General features: G+C 62.6%; 12 protein-coding genes. 6 read left to right on the plus strand and 6 right to left on the minus strand.

Annotated elements, in window-relative coordinates:
• The first annotated feature begins 6 nt into the window (after positions 1-6).
• The 4 genes from F3J20_RS09545 to F3J20_RS09560 all read left to right on the plus strand — a co-directional run bounded on the left by F3J20_RS09545 (position 7) and on the right by F3J20_RS09560 (position 5,028).
• Entirely contained in the window at positions 7-1,137 is a 1,131-nt protein-coding gene (locus F3J20_RS09545) for an acyl-CoA dehydrogenase (protein WP_167283268.1), read from the plus strand.
• A 148-nt stretch (positions 1,138-1,285) separates the two neighbouring features.
• Complete coding sequence (locus F3J20_RS09550; protein WP_167283269.1) at positions 1,286-1,705, plus strand: lysozyme inhibitor LprI family protein; 420 nt, start codon at positions 1,286-1,288, stop codon at positions 1,703-1,705.
• A gap of 327 nt (positions 1,706-2,032) precedes the next feature.
• Complete coding sequence (locus F3J20_RS09555; RefSeq protein WP_167283270.1) at positions 2,033-4,276, plus strand: TonB-dependent siderophore receptor; 2,244 nt, start codon at positions 2,033-2,035, stop codon at positions 4,274-4,276.
• A 68-nt stretch (positions 4,277-4,344) separates the two neighbouring features.
• Positions 4,345-5,028: a Fe2+-dependent dioxygenase gene (locus F3J20_RS09560; RefSeq protein ID WP_167043497.1), complete on the plus strand. Its 684-nt coding sequence runs from the start codon at positions 4,345-4,347 to the stop codon at positions 5,026-5,028.
• A gap of 65 nt (positions 5,029-5,093) precedes the next feature.
• On the opposite strand, the gene F3J20_RS09565 is transcribed toward F3J20_RS09560, so the two are convergent.
• The 5 genes from F3J20_RS09565 to F3J20_RS09585 all read right to left on the minus strand — a co-directional run bounded on the left by F3J20_RS09565 (position 5,094) and on the right by F3J20_RS09585 (position 12,191).
• Positions 5,094-5,858, minus strand: a complete 765-nt coding sequence (locus tag F3J20_RS09565; protein ID WP_167043499.1) for a ParA family protein — start codon at positions 5,856-5,858, stop codon at positions 5,094-5,096.
• Between the two features lie 264 nt (positions 5,859-6,122).
• Entirely contained in the window at positions 6,123-8,237 is a 2,115-nt protein-coding gene (locus F3J20_RS09570) for a bifunctional diguanylate cyclase/phosphodiesterase (RefSeq protein ID WP_167043501.1), read from the minus strand.
• An 821-nt stretch (positions 8,238-9,058) separates the two neighbouring features.
• Positions 9,059-9,661 (minus strand): PAS domain S-box protein, encoded by a 603-nt coding sequence (locus F3J20_RS09575; protein ID WP_167043503.1) that lies wholly within the window; start codon positions 9,659-9,661, stop codon positions 9,059-9,061.
• A 270-nt stretch (positions 9,662-9,931) separates the two neighbouring features.
• Positions 9,932-11,176, minus strand: coding sequence for a chromate efflux transporter (gene chrA / locus F3J20_RS09580; protein WP_167283271.1), 1,245 nt, complete (start codon positions 11,174-11,176; stop codon positions 9,932-9,934).
• Positions 11,177-11,297: 121 nt separating this feature from the next.
• Positions 11,298-12,191 (minus strand): LysR family transcriptional regulator, encoded by an 894-nt coding sequence (locus F3J20_RS09585; RefSeq protein WP_167283272.1) that lies wholly within the window; start codon positions 12,189-12,191, stop codon positions 11,298-11,300.
• Between the two features lie 137 nt (positions 12,192-12,328).
• Between F3J20_RS09585 and F3J20_RS09590 the strand changes: the two genes are divergently transcribed.
• On the plus strand, positions 12,329-12,739 hold the full coding sequence (locus tag F3J20_RS09590; RefSeq protein ID WP_167283287.1) for a cupin domain-containing protein: 411 nt from the start codon (positions 12,329-12,331) through the stop codon (positions 12,737-12,739).
• Between the two features lie 12 nt (positions 12,740-12,751).
• Positions 12,752-12,988 carry a tautomerase family protein gene (locus F3J20_RS09595; protein ID WP_167043510.1) on the plus strand — a complete coding sequence of 79 codons (237 nt, stop codon included), beginning with the start codon at positions 12,752-12,754 and terminating at the stop codon, positions 12,986-12,988.
• 315 nt (positions 12,989-13,303) lie between these two features.
• Here F3J20_RS09595 and F3J20_RS09600 read toward each other — a convergent pair whose 3' ends face one another.
• On the minus strand, positions 13,304-14,353 hold the full coding sequence (locus tag F3J20_RS09600; protein WP_240159021.1) for a porin: 1,050 nt from the start codon (positions 14,351-14,353) through the stop codon (positions 13,304-13,306).
• Positions 14,354-14,374 lie beyond the last annotated feature (21 nt).

Raw genomic sequence — 14,374 nt, forward strand, 5'->3', positions numbered from 1 at the left:
CACGTCATGAATTTTCGGCACACCGAAGACCGCCGCATGCTGGCGGACACGCTGAACCGCTTCGTCAGCGAACAATACGGCTTCGAGACGCGCGACCGCATCGCACGCTCGGCGCATGGCTTCAGCCCTGAACTGTGGCAACGCTTCGCGGAACTCGGCATCGTCGGCGCGTTGTTCGATGAAGCGAGCGGCGGCTTCGGCGGCGGCGGTTTCGATATCGCCGTCGTGTTCGAGAGCTTGGGGCGCGGGCTCGTCGTCGAGCCGTTTCTCGATACGCTGATCGTCGGCCGCGCGCTCGCGCGCAGCGGCAGCGCGGCGCAGAAAGCGGAGCTGGCCGCATTGATCGACGGCTCGCGTATCGCCGCGCTCGCGCATGGCGAGCCGGACAGTCATTACGAACTCGCTCGCGTAAGCGCGACGCGCGCGCAGCGGCACGGCGATGCCTGGACCCTGAACGGCGCGAAGGCCGTGGTTCAGCATGGCGAGCAGGCGGCGGTCTTTCTGGTGTCGGCGCGCACGAGCGGCGCCGACGATGCCGCAGCGGGCCTCACGCTCTTTCTCGTGCCGCGCGAGGCGGCCGGTGTCAACGTGCGCGGTTATCGCAAGATCGACGGCGGCCGTGCTGCCGAAGTGACGTTCGACCACGTCACGCTCGGCGCGAACGCCGTACTCGGCTCAGCCGATGAAGGCTTCGCGACGCTCGAATACGCGGTGAGCTGCGGCGTGCTCGCGCTGTGCGCGGAAGCGCTCGGCGCGATGGATGTCGCCAAAGACGACACGCTCGAATACCTGCGCACGCGCAAGCAGTTCGGCGTGCCGATCGGCAGCTTCCAGGCGCTGCAGCACCGCATGGCCGATCTGCTGCTCGAGATCGAGCAGGCACGCTCGGCGGTCATCAACGCGGCCGCCGCGCTCGATGGCGAACGCAAGGCGCGCGAGCGCGCGGTGTCGGCGGCAAAGTACAGCATCGGCCGGATCGGCACGCTGGTCGCGCAGGAGTGCATCCAGCTGCACGGCGGGATCGGCATGACGTGGGAATTGCGGCTCGCTCATTACGCGAAGCGGCTCGTGATGATCGATCATCAGTTGGGCGATGAGGATCATCATCTGGAGCGGTTCGTGGCGTTGGGGGCTTGATAGGCGAAGGCCCAAAATCGTTCGCGAAACGCGCTTCCCTTTGCAAGGTCTGCTAGATTGCTCTCATCCAACTCCGAGTGGTGAGCATGTCAGGCTTAATCCATCGCCGCCGCGAAGAAGCCGCACCGTTCATCACGCAACACCAGCGATGAAACCGCTGATCCTCGCGCTGACGTTTATCAGCACTTCCGCATGGGCCGCCGCCCCCGATCCGGTCAGCGAGATCGCGACGCGCAGCGGCCTGCCCGCGAGCGAGGTCGGCGCGGCCTTATCCCATTGCGACGACAACCAGACCAATATGAATTTCTGCGCATGGCGCGATCAGATCGTGGCGGAACAGAAACTGGCGCACATCGTGGATGCGACGGCCGGATCATCGACAGCCTGCAAAGCCGTTCTGGAGAGAAAGATCGCCGCATGGAAAAAACGCCGCGACACGCAATGCGAGAAATCGGCCTCGCATGAATGGGGCGGCGGTTCGATGCTGCCCACCGCCATCGCGATGTGCAAAACAGCCGCGACAGAGCGCATGAGCAAAACCATCCAATCTGAAAAATGCAACCGCTAAAACCGGCCATTCAGAAATAAACCCGCCTTCACGCGAAAATGATGCAGAAATAATACAGAAAGAAAAATGAAAGATTATTTCTGTTGAGTTAAGAAACTACATAAGGCATAGTAACGATTCTCATTCAGGTGCTGTTGCAAGCCAGTTGTCCCGTCGCTCCCCGCGACGCCGGACCAGCCAGCAAGACCGGTTGAGTGCCAAGACAACAACGCCGTAAAGCCGCATTGCGCAGCAGCGTCAGCACTCGCCCCTGGGGCGAATCAGAGGGCAGTCTGGAAAGCGTGGGCCAGGGCGTTGGCTAATAAATCCACACTCCAGACATACCAGATGCTGACCAAAACTCCGCTCGCTATTGCGGTGATGGGTCTCTTTTGCGCGCCCATCGCGACTTCCGCCTTCGCGCAGACGAACACCGCCACACCCGCCGCCGCATCGTCCCCGGTTGCCTCGTCCTCTGCCGCCGCTTCAACGGACAGCGCATCGAGCCAGCCGCAGACGCTGCCTACGGTTCAAGTGACGGGGCATGCGGAAAGCACCGGCTTCCAGACCGACCGCACGAACATCACCGGCGTGTCGACCGACGTGCACGATATTCCGCAGGCGGTCACGGTCGTCAACCAGCAACTGATGCAGTCGCAAGGCGTCACGTCGTTCTCGGACGCGCTGCGCAACGTGCCGGGCGTCACGATCGGCGCGGCCGAAGGCGGCGTGATCGGCAACAACATCAATCTGCGCGGCTTCACCGCCAACAACGACATCTATCTCGACGGCTTTCGCGACCGCGGCCAGTACTATCGCGACACCTTCGACCTGGAATCGATCGACGTCCTGTACGGCCCCTCCTCGCTCTACTTCGGCCGCGGCTCCACGGGCGGCGTCATCAATCAGGTGACGAAGCAGGCCAACCTGACGAAATCGGCCTCGGTCTCGACGACGATCGGCACCGACGACCACTATCGCACCTCGGTCGACTTCAACCAGCCGCTCACCGATACGTCCGCGTTCCGCATCAACGCGTTCGGCCAGTCGCTGCACGGCACGCGCGACGTGATGTCGAGCAAGGACTACGGCATCGCGCCGACCGTGAGCTTCGGGATCGGCACGCCGAACGAGTTCACGCTGTCCGCGCTGATCCAGCACAACCGGGACATGGCCGACTACGGCGTGCAGTCGGTCAACGGCGCGCCCGCGCCGGTCGGCCGCTCGACCTTCTACGGCTTCACCGACGACCGGACCCTGCAGGACAATCAGACCGTGACGGGCCGCTACATCCATCGGTTCGAAAACGGCTTCGTGCTGCGCAATCAGGCGCAGCTCAGCCATACCGACACCGACGCCCGCGAAACGAGCCTGAAGCGGGGTCTGTTTACCGGCCCGTTCGCCAACTCGCCGGCACTCGGGGCGGGCAACTTCACCGACCTGCCGCTCTCGTCGCTTTACGTCGGCCTCGTGAGCCGCGACCGCGTCATCGACAATCATTCGATCTACAACTCGACCGATATCGAAGGCACGCTCGGCAGCGGATGGATCAAGCACAAGGTCGTCGCAGGCATCGATCTCGGCCACGAGACCTACACCAATCAGGGTTATCGCGTGACCGGCCCCGGCATGCCGAAGGGCAGCGGCACGATCGCGATCGTGCCGCTGCTCGACCCGCCCTACAATCCTCGCCCGGCCGGCTCCGTGCAGACGCTCGACAACCTCGCGGAGTCGTCGGCGAATTCGTTCGGCGCCTACGTGAACGACACGATCTCGCTCGGCGAGCACTGGAAAGTGGTCGGCGGCGTGCGCTGGGACCGCTTCCAGGCCAGCATCGCCAACACGACGACGGCGCCGGCCTACGCCAGCCAGACGAACTACTTCACCAGCGTGCGCACGGGCCTTATCTATCAGCCCACCGACTGGCAGTCGTACTACTTCTCGTACGGCACGTCGTTCGACCCGTCGCTCGAAGCGCTCACGCTGACCTCGGGCACGCAGAACCTCGCGCCCGAACACAGCAAGTCGTACGAGATCGGCAGCAAGTGGGATCTGCTCGACGGCAATCTGTCGATTTCTCAATCGCTGTTCCAGATCGAGCAGAGCAACACCCGCACGCAGAACGGCGACGGCACCTATACGCTCGACGGCGACACGCGCGTACGCGGCTACCAGATCGGCGCGACCGGCCGCCTCGGCAGCAAGTGGCAGATCTACGGCGGCTATACCTATCTCGACAGCGAGATCGTCAAGGCGCTCGACGGCACGCAGGGCAATACGCTGCCGAACACGCCGCGCCACATGGCGACGCTGTGGGTCACGTACCAGCCGGTCGAGCATTGGGAAATCGGCGGCGGGCCGATCTACATGTCGTCGCGCTACCCGGCCACCGACAACGTCGTGAAGGTGCCGAGCTACGTTCGGGTCGACGCGATGGCGGCTTATCATACGAAGCGGTACGACGTTCAGCTCAACCTGCTGAACCTCACCAACAAGCTCTATTACGACCAGCTGATCGCGTCCGACGGCGGACGCTCGGTGCCCGGCATCGGGCGCACGCTGCTGGCTACCTTCAACTACCGGTTCTATTAAGGCCGGAACGCGTCCGGCCGGATGCGCGCGCCGCTGCCGCGCCGCCTGGCCGGGCCAAAGGAATCATCATGCTCATCCGGATTCCCAGCCTGCTCGACGCCGACACCGTGCGCTACATCCGCGGCGCGCTCGAAGCGCCCGACAGCCCGTGGGTCGACGGCCGCGCGACGGCCGGCTATCACGGCGCGGAGGTCAAGCAGAACCAGCAGCTCGACGAAGAAGCGCCCATCACGCGCGAACTCGCCGACCGCGTGCTCGCGGCGACCGAGCGCCATCCGTTCTTCATCAGCGCGGCGCTGCCGAATCGCGCGTACGTGCCGCATTTCAACCGCTACTCGGGCGGCATGACCTTCGGCTCGCACATCGACGGCGCAGTGCGCGTGCTGCGCTCGGGCCTCAAGGTCCGCACCGACGTGTCGATCACGGTGTTCCTGTCCGAGCCGCACGAGTACGACGGCGGCGAACTGCGAATCGAGGACACCTACGGCGCGCACGAAGTCAAGCTGCCGGCCGGCGACGCGATCCTCTATCCGGCGACGAGCATGCATCACGTCGTGCCGGTCACGCGCGGCGTGCGGCTCGCGAGCTTCTTCTGGGTCCAGAGCCTCGTGCGCGACGATAACCAGCGCGCGCTGCTGTTCGAACTCGACAACACGATCCAGCGGCTCAACGCGACGAACGCCGATAACGCGTCGCGCCGCTCGCTCGTCGGCATCTATCACAATCTGCTGCGGGTCTGGAGCGAGACCTGAGTCGGCCCTAAGTCGACCCTAAGCCGGTCATGAGCCGGCGGCATGCATCGGCCCCGCCGACCGGACTACCCGGCCAGTTCCCGATGCAAGGCCGTAAACTCCTGGGTGAGCTTATGACGCGGATCGTAGTGAATCATCGGCCGCGCATACTGATGGGACTCGCGAATCTTCACCGACGCCGACAAGCGCGAGTCCAGCACCGGCAGCCCCTCGCTGACGAGTTCCTCGACGAGCTTCACCGGCAGGCTCGCGCGCGGCTGGAACTGGTTGATCACGATTCCCTCGACTTCGAGCGCGGCATTGTGGTCCTGCTGAATCTCCTTGACGTTGTCGAGCAGCGCGTAGAGCGCGCGGCGCGAAAAATCATCGCAGTCGAACGGAATCAGGCAACGCTCGACCGCGATCAGCGCGGAACGCGTGTAGAAATTCAGCGCCGGCGGCGTGTCGATATAAATCTCGTCGTACGCATCGAGTTCGTTCAGTGCGTCGCGCAGCTTGTAGATCTTGTAGCGCGATTCGAGCTTGCCGTGCAGCGCATCGAGATCGGCATGCGCGGGCATCACGTCGAGATTCTCGAACGGCGTCGGGTGGACGAACGTCGAGGCGGGCGTCGGCCGGAAGCTGAAATTCAGGGCCGTTTCGAAGAAATCGGCGACGCCGGGCTTGAGATCCCGCGCCTGTTCGCCGAGCAGATACTGGCTCGAATTGGCCTGCGGATCGAGATCGATCACGAGCGTCCGCTGGCCTTCGTTGGCGCTAATGGCGGCCAGGTTGCAGACGATCGTCGATTTGCCGACCCCACCCTTCTGATTGAATATCACACGCCGCATAAACCCCTGTCCCTTTTGACGAATGCGCAAAGCGCACAGCTTACTCCAGTGGCGTGACAGCGCGAACAGATGGATATGAAAGAAAAGCCCTTGCGTGTGCCCCGGTGGCCACGCCGAGCCTGGCGCCAACGGGCGGCGCTCTTTCCCCGGAGTCGATACGTTCGCCGTTGTGCCGATTGAGCCCTGGGTGCGCCCCGAATGAGCCCCGAATGAGCCTCGATTGAGCCCCGATTGAGCCTTGGGTTGAGCCCTGCCTGAAGGTCTTCAAGGTCCATCGATAGATGCCGCATCCGGGTCGGCCAGCACCTGCTCCTGCTCCGGAAGCGGGAACGCCTCGATGAAATCCTCCGCCGCCATCGGCTTGCCGAGCAGGAAGCCCTGCAGGGCATCGCAGCCGAGCCCGGCCAGAAACGCCTGTTGCTCGACGGTTTCCACGCCCTCCGCGACGATCTTCAGATTGAGCGTTTGCCCCAGCGCGATGATCGCCGAGACGATCGCGGCATCTTCCGTGTCATGCGTGAGATCGCGGACAAAGCCGCGGTCGATCTTGAGTTCGGCCGCGGGCAGGCGCTTCAGATACAGCAGGCTGGAATAGCCCGTGCCGAAATCGTCGATCGAAATCCGCACGCCCATCTTCCTCAATTGCATGAGGATCTCAAGACCCGTCTCCACATCGGACATCGCGGTCGATTCGGTAATTTCCAGCGTCAGGCAGCCGGGATCGAGCGCGTGGCGTGCGAGGGTATTGCGTACCGTCTCGAACAGCCCCGCGTGCCGGAACTGCAAGGCCGAGAGATTGACCGCGATCGACCAGTCCGTTCGACCCAGCCTGTGCCATTCGCTCAGTTGCCGGCAGGCTTCATCGAGAACCCAATCGCCGATTTGCACGATCAGCCCGGTTTTTTCGGCGACGGGAACGAACTGGCCCGGCGCAATCAACCCGCGCGTCGGGTGCATCCAGCGCACCAGCGTCTCGGCGCCGGTCACCTCGCCGCTCGCCGCATCGAATTTGGGCTGATAGTGGAGAATCAGCTCGCCTCGCGTGAGCGCCAGACGCAGGTCCTGCACGAGCTGCATCTGCGCCTCGACGTTGACGTTCATCGAGGCTTCGAAAAAGCAGTAGCGATTGCGCCCCAAGCCCTTCGCGTGATACATCGCCGCATCCGCGTTGCTCAGGAGATCGTCCTGATGCTCGCCGTCGTCGGGATAGATGGCGATGCCGATACTGGTCGAGACCCTCAGTTCCTGGCCCTCGACCTCGAACGGTTCTTCGACCGCCCTGACGAGTTTTTCCGCAATGCTGGCCGCATCCGCGTGATCGCCGATGCCGGCCAGCAGCACGAACTCGTCGCCGCCGACACGCGCCGCCGTATCCTGCACGCGGATGTTGTCGCGAATGCGCTGCGCAAACGCGACGAGCAGCAGGTCGCCCACGTGATGGCCGAACGCGTCGTTGACCGGCTTGAAGCTGTCGAGGTCCATGAACAGCAGAGCAAAGCGGCGCTGGTCCCGGCCCGCCTGCTGAATCGCCTGTTCGAGGCGGTCGTGCAGCAGCACGCGATTCGGCAGCTTGGTCAGCGTATCGTGGAGCGCGAGATAAGTCAGTTCCTCGTTCGCTTCCGCCAGCGAGGTCGCCAGCACGGCGGTCTCGGCTTCCAGCCGCAGGTCGAGCACCAGAATGATCAGCGTGATCGCGAGAATCGCCAACGTCGCGACGATGATGACGACGGCCAGCCAGCCCTTGTTCATGCCGCCGTGCGCCGCGCCGCACAGGCTGCCGAGCGGGAACCGCGCGGCGGCCATGCCCGTGAAGTGCATGCCGACGATCGCGCCGCCCATGAGCAGCGCGGCGCCGGCCCGCAAATACCGGATTCTCGGGGTCTGGCGGCGCAGGTGAAAGGCAATCCAGAGCGCCACCGCGGACGCGAGCACCGCAATGACGAGGGATAGCGCGAACAGCAGCGGGTCGTACTCGATACCCGGCGACATGCGCATCGCCGCCATGCCCGTATAGTGCATGCCGGCGATGGCGATCCCGAGCAGCAACGCGCCCACGCCCAGATGCAGGCGCGGCAGCGATGCATGGGAGACCAGTCGCAGCGCGAACGCCGACGCGGCGATGGCGATCAATAGCGACAAAACGGTGATCGCCGGATCGTAGCCGAGGGGAATCGGCAGGCTGAACGCCAGCATGCCGATGAAATGCATGGACCAGATGCCGACGCCCATGGCGCAGGCGCCGCCTGCCAGCCACCAGCGCGCGGCCCGGCCCCTGGCCGTTGCGATGCGCCGCGTCAGGTCGAGCGCCGTAAACGATGCGAGGCTCGCCACCAGCAACGAGCAAACGACGAGTAGCGGGTCGTAGGTGCCGGCTAGCATCAACGGCTGACCTCTTCTTCTCCATGCTTTTTCCGCGCTGAATCTGCGTTGAGTTCGCGCCGGGGTTTGCCTTGAAAGTTGCCTTGACGGTTGCCCTGGAGCCCGGCGCGAATACGCCGTGCTTGCGTCTCGTGGGTCTCGTGCGTCGAGCCTGTTCCGGCCGCCCGCGGTAACGCACCGGCCCGAGGTACGGCCATGTCCGGGGTTTCGCCTCTCAAACGCTGCTGCTCAGCCATTCATGTCATCCCCATTACGTGGTCCAGATGGGCCACCGATTGTGCGGACAACGCGCTTCGGCGCCGCCGTTCGACGACGATCCCCGCTCAGGCTGCCAAAGCCGCCCCCGACAGTATCGAGGCGAAGGGGATTATCCGTCGTTCCGTGGATTGAATGGTTATTTTCGCTTTTTTGTATGGCTGGCTGATTAACAACCTGGATTACAGACGGTGAACAGATCAACCGTCGCTCGCAACGCCACGTTTGTTTCGCGCGTTGGCATTGGCGTTGGCGTGCCGGAAATTCCAGGCGGAGAATTCAGGCGAAGGAAACCCTCTGATTAGCAGGATAGGTTCGGCAAACCGTTTCGGATAGGATCCGTTCCTGCATACAGGCTAACCGCATCGCGGGCGATGCGGGAAACCCGACCGGTAAGCCACAAAAAACGGCATCGCTAGAGACCTGAGAGAACCCGACAGGAGCCCAGAAAACGCGTGTAAAAGCGGCGGGCTCTGCGCGGCGAATGCCGCTTGACAAGGCTGACTCGCGGATATTGCGGGTAGGGCTTGCCGGCGGCTACTTTTTCCGCGCGAGGAGAACCGCCCTTACCTTTCGTGCGCCTGTGCGATGCTGCTCGAGAGATGCTTGAGCCATAAGCTCATCAAGCCCGCCCGGCCCCGCACGCCGTATTTGCGAAAGATTCCGGTGATATAGGAATGCGTGGTCGAGGCAGCAAGGCCCAGCCGCTCGGCGATCTGTTTCTCCGACGCCTCGGTCAGCAGCAGGTCGAGCACCTTGCGTTCATGCGGCGCAAGAAGCGACAACAGCGCCAGGGGGGAAGCGTCCCGGCGACGCAGCTCGGTCACGTCGCGAGCTACCCCGACGCGCAGGCGCTCGTGCTCCAGCCAGCGCGCCGACCACGTGACGTAGACATCGCGTCCGTCCTTGTGTCGATAACGGTTTTCAAAACCGACCCGCTTGCGGCCGGCCAGCACCTCGCGCGCCTCTCTGAGTGTGGCGTCCTGATCGGCTGGCACCACGAAGTCGATGATGAACTGATCGACGAAATCGCCCGGTACGTAGCCAAATATATCCTCGCACACCGGACTGACATGCAGGATGCGCCCCCGCTCGTTCACGAGGAAAATCGCGTCAGGCGAACCCGCTGCAGAAGTGGTGACGAGGTCGTCGAAGAGTTCGCTTTTCATAGCCGTGTACAGACTTCCCTTGCATCGCGCTTGTGGAATCACCTCGCTGGTGCGTGGTTGATAAAAACCGACTGGGCTGGCGCCACAGCGTAACGCGATACAAATACACGGTCAATTCGACTTGCCGGATAGGCGGAATCACCATACCACTGCGGTAAAAATGTCTGACGATTGAATTTCATCATCTTGACAAATACCCGCTTGCCCCCGGACGATGCCGCCATACCGGTCGTCAGGTGGCACGCCGCCACGGCAAGGCCGGCTGAGCCGTTACATCGCCTGGTGCAGAACGCCTTGCACCACGCCGGCTGCGATGCAGAAGACAACGACCGCGAGCGGCGGCACTTTCCATCGAGTCAGAAGACAGAACCCGATGCATGCCGTGGCGAAATCGGCCTGGGTGCGAACCGCGCTCGTCCATACCGGTAAGTAAAGTGCGGCGGCCAGCAGACCGACGACGGCGGCATTGACACCCGCGAGCGCTGCCGACATTGCCGGACGGGCACGCAGCGCCTGCCACCACGGCAACGCCGCAAGGACCAGCAGCAGGCCCGGCAGAAAGATACCCAAAGTCGCCAGCAGCGCGCCGCTCCAGTGCCTGGGCGGCGCGGCCATCATCCAGCCAAGGAAGGCCGCAAAGGTGAATAGCGGACCCGGCACAGCCTGGGCCGCACCATATCCGGCAAGAAAGTCGCCCGGCGCGATCCACCCTGTCGAAACCGTCTCATGCTGCAGCAGCGGAAGCACCACGTGTCCACCGCCGAAGACCAGCGCGCCCGAGCGGTAGAACGCCTCGAATACGCGTACGCCCTGCGCGGCTCCGGGCACATTCAGCATCGGCAGTCCGAACAGCAGGACACCAAACGCGATCAACGCGGCAAGACCCGCCCTTCGAGATACATGGAATTCGCCCGGGTGCCGCGTCATGTTACGCGCCGCTTGCACGTCCCCGGTTCGGCACAGTGCAAGGCCAAGCAAGGCACCCATGCCGATTACCGCGAGTTGCGCGTAAGCGGTGGACAGAAGGCTCAGCAGCGCCACGCTGGCCAGCGCGATCGCCGCGCGACGCAGATCGGGACACAGGCGCCGCGCCATATCCCAGACGGCCTGGGCCACCACGGCAACCGCCACCAGTTTCAGGCCGTGAATCACCCCCGTGCCGACCCGGCCGCCCAGATTCGGCGCGATGGTCGCAAAGGCCAGCATCGCGAACACCGACGGCAGCGTGAAGCCGCACCAGGCGGCGAGACCGCCGGCCCACCCGGCCCGCAGCAGCCCGATCGAAAAGCCCGCCTGACTGCTCGCCGGTCCAGGCAGAAACTGGCAAAGCCCCACCAGATCGGTGAAAGTCTCGTCGTCCAGCCAGCGGCGTCGCTCGACGAACTCGCGGCGAAAGTAGCCGATGTGGGCAATCGGGCCACCGAAGCTCGTCAGCCCAAGCTTCAGAAAGACCGTGAAAACTTCAAAGGCGCGGCCCAGCCGGGTGGCGCGCGACGGCGACATTTCAGCGTCCATGGCGGTGCGGGTTCGAGCGATCTCGGTGCGAGGCATGAGTGGGTGAGAGAGTCATCGTCGCCATGACCTGCTCCATGGGTATGCGGGCGAAAAAAACGCAGCGCGGAAAGGTGCGCGCGCTTCAACCACGGTAGCGAAGCGCATCGGCGATCACGGCAAACGCCGGCGATGTTTGCCGTCGACTCGCATAGTAAAGATGATAGCCGGGCAGCGTCGGACACCATGCGTCGAGCACGCTCGCGAGCCGCCCCTCGGCCAGATACGGAGCAGCCAGATCATGGGGCACGTAGGCAAGTCCGTATCCTTCCAGCGCGGCGTCAAGCATTTGCGGTGTCGTATTGAAGATGAATTGACCACTGACGTTCACGTGCAATGCTTCGCGCTTCCTTGCGAATTCCCAGGCGTACAATCCGCCGCGCGTCGGAAGACGAAGATTGATGCAGTGATGAGCCGCCAGATCATGCGGTGTGACCGGCGGCCGATTCGACATCAGATAGTCAGGTGAACCAACGACTGCCATTTTGAAGTCGGGACCGATACGTAGGGCAATCATGTCCTGTGCGATCAGATCGCCGCTCCGCACACCCGCGTCGAACCGCTCCGCCACGATATCGACCATCGCGTAGTTGATGTTGATTTCCACCGAGATGTCGGGATAGCTGCGCAACACCTCCTTCAACCTGGGCCAGAGAATGGTATCGGCCGCGTGATCGTGAGCCGAAATGCGGATCAACCCTGCCGGCTTTCCCCGCAGCGCGCTCAGCGACATCAGTTCCGCCTCGATCCCCTCGTAGTAGGGTCCGACGTTCGACAACAAGCGCTCACCTGCTTCGGTGGGCGAAACGCCCCGGGTGGTCCGGGTCAGCAATCGCAAGCCTATTCTCTCTTCCAGACCGCGCATCGAATGACTCAGCGCGGATTGCGATACGCCGAGTTGAGCCGCCGCGCGAGTGAAACTGCGCTCGCGCGCGACGACAAAAAACGCCCGCAGGACATTCAGATCAACGTTCGTCATGATGAATTTGGCTCATATCCGTTTGCCAAGTCTAGCAGCTACCGGATGAATCACACGATCAGTACAGTGCCTCCATCAGCCACGTAGCGCATCCGGCTGGCATGAGCAAACCTCGAAACGGGAAGCGAAAAATGGAAATCGAAGTCAAGCGTTGCGGGAGCGTTCCTTCCGCCAGGGGCCCGGCCGACTGGTTCACGGGCAGCGTTCGCGTGGACATGCTGTTTCCACCCCACGAGCCGGCTCGTGCCTCCGGTGGCAGCGTGACGTTCGAACCGGGTGCGCGTACCGCGTGGCATGAGCACCCGCTCGGTCAGACGCTGATCGTCACTGCGGGCTGCGGCTTTGTGCAGCGTTGGGGTGGTTCGCTCGAAACGATACGTCCGGGCGACGTGGTCTGGATTCCCGCGGGCGTCAAGCATTGGCACGGGGCTTGTGCCGATACGTCGATGACGCATATCGCCATCCAGGAAGCGCTCGACGGCAAGGTCGTCGACTGGCTCGAACAGGTCAGCGACGATCAGTATCCCGGCTCCGCCGGTTCACGCTAACGGGAGCCAACGATGCCGCACGTCATCGTCAAGTTATGGCCGGGCAAATCGGAGCAGCAGAAGCAGCAGCTATCCGATGAAATCACGAAGGCCGTGACCCGCATCCTTGGGTATGGAAAGGAGTCCGTTTCCGTGGGTATCGAGGTGGTGCAGCCCTCGGCCTGGGTCAGGGACGTCTATCATCCTGACATTCGCGATAAGTGGGACACGCTTTACCAACAGCCGGGGTATGACCCGTCGAGTTTATAGCTCGGGGAGGATCCGGGCAGGTCTGCATTGCGTCGTCTTTGTCATGCTTATGCCTGCTCATGCCGAGCCGATTATTCAGAGTGCCTGACACTCTCCAGATCGGCTCGGGGCGTCACGTGCTTCGCTGCCGGTATTCCGGTGTGCGCAACATCCGCAAGATAGTCCTGATGCCATGCCGCGATGACGGCGCGTGCGTGAGCGAGCGTCGTGACATCGTGCCGATTGGCGGCGTGCGCGGCCAGCCGCTGAGTCGTCCTGGCCGTATCTACGCCGACCGCGGTTACGATCATGCTCTGCTGCTCTGGCATTCAAGCGCTAGAATCGGTGGCGGATACCGATTCGCGCACCAGTCTGGACATCGGATCCAGAGGGCGACCCGAGTGCGGCCTGAACCTGCGCGCCAAACGCATGATCGTGCGCCAATGCCGCGATAACGTAGACGTCTGTGCTCTTCGACAAGCTGTAGTCCGAGACGAGTGTCAGTTGATTTGCGCTTCCCAGTCCATTGTTGCGCTTCTGAAACTGAGCGCCGCCGCCGAGCATAAGTGCTGGCGTCAGTCGATAGGTCATACCCGCTTCGGCAGTCGTTGCCCGGGCCTGATCGCCGCCAGTCAAACGAACATCGGTCAACATCGCAAACATCTTCGCCGCGCCGATCTCGTACGATGCGCCACCCGCAAACTCACGTGAGTTGCCGCCTGTTTTGACATCGTGTTGACCGAAATAGGCAAGTGATGCACTGAATGAGCCTTGCCGATAGTTGACGATATAAGCCTGGGAACTGCTTGCGGCAATCGACCCTGGCGTATTGCCGAATCCGAACATTGCGCCCGCAGAGAAACCGGCGACAACCGGAGACATGTATTTGACAGCGTTGTTCACTTGATCGCCCCATACGCGATTGTCCAAGCTGTAGCCGCCAGCCGCGTAAGCGGGAAGACTCCACGCTAGCAGACCGGCTGGAGTATTCGCACCGATCGCATACGCAAACATTTGATCACCGATGAAGTCGAATTGACGACCCAGCGTCAACGTACCCCATGGTCCTGCGCCACCGACATAGGCTTGTCTTCCGAATTCCAAACCACCCTGTCCCAACGCACCGTTTGAAAGCTGAAAGCCATTCTCGAGCACAAAAATGATTTTTTCCTGGTCGCCTAAATCCTCTGCTCCTCGTAGGCCCCAGCGGTCGCCTTGCGCCGAGCCAGACGTGAACTGCAGATCCGCACCATGCGTCTTGCCACTCTCGACGTTATTGGTATAGGTGATGCCAGCATCCATCAGGCCATACAACGTAACGGATGACTGCCCATAAGATGAGGCAACCCATAGCATCGAGCACAATGCCAAGAGTACATTTTTCAATTTTATCTCCTGATTTATATA

The organism is Paraburkholderia sp. Cy-641, assembly GCF_011752945.1.
GTDB lineage: Bacteria > Pseudomonadota > Gammaproteobacteria > Burkholderiales > Burkholderiaceae > Paraburkholderia.

Coding starts and splice junctions, on each gene's coding strand:
- F3J20_RS09550 (WP_167283269.1), top strand. CDS start 1,286: ATGAAACCGCTGATCCTCGCGCTGACGTTTATCAGCACTTCCGCATGG.
- F3J20_RS09575 (WP_167043503.1), bottom strand. CDS start 9,661: ATGAAAAGCGAACTCTTCGACGACCTCGTCACCACTTCTGCAGCGGGT.
- chrA (WP_167283271.1), bottom strand. CDS start 11,176: ATGGACGCTGAAATGTCGCCGTCGCGCGCCACCCGGCTGGGCCGCGCC.
- F3J20_RS09555 (WP_167283270.1), top strand. CDS start 2,033: ATGCTGACCAAAACTCCGCTCGCTATTGCGGTGATGGGTCTCTTTTGC.
- F3J20_RS09560 (WP_167043497.1), top strand. CDS start 4,345: ATGCTCATCCGGATTCCCAGCCTGCTCGACGCCGACACCGTGCGCTAC.
- F3J20_RS09570 (WP_167043501.1), bottom strand. CDS start 8,237: ATGCTAGCCGGCACCTACGACCCGCTACTCGTCGTTTGCTCGTTGCTG.
- F3J20_RS09595 (WP_167043510.1), top strand. CDS start 12,752: ATGCCGCACGTCATCGTCAAGTTATGGCCGGGCAAATCGGAGCAGCAG.
- F3J20_RS09545 (WP_167283268.1), top strand. CDS start 7: ATGAATTTTCGGCACACCGAAGACCGCCGCATGCTGGCGGACACGCTG.
- F3J20_RS09565 (WP_167043499.1), bottom strand. CDS start 5,858: ATGCGGCGTGTGATATTCAATCAGAAGGGTGGGGTCGGCAAATCGACG.
- F3J20_RS09585 (WP_167283272.1), bottom strand. CDS start 12,191: ATGACGAACGTTGATCTGAATGTCCTGCGGGCGTTTTTTGTCGTCGCG.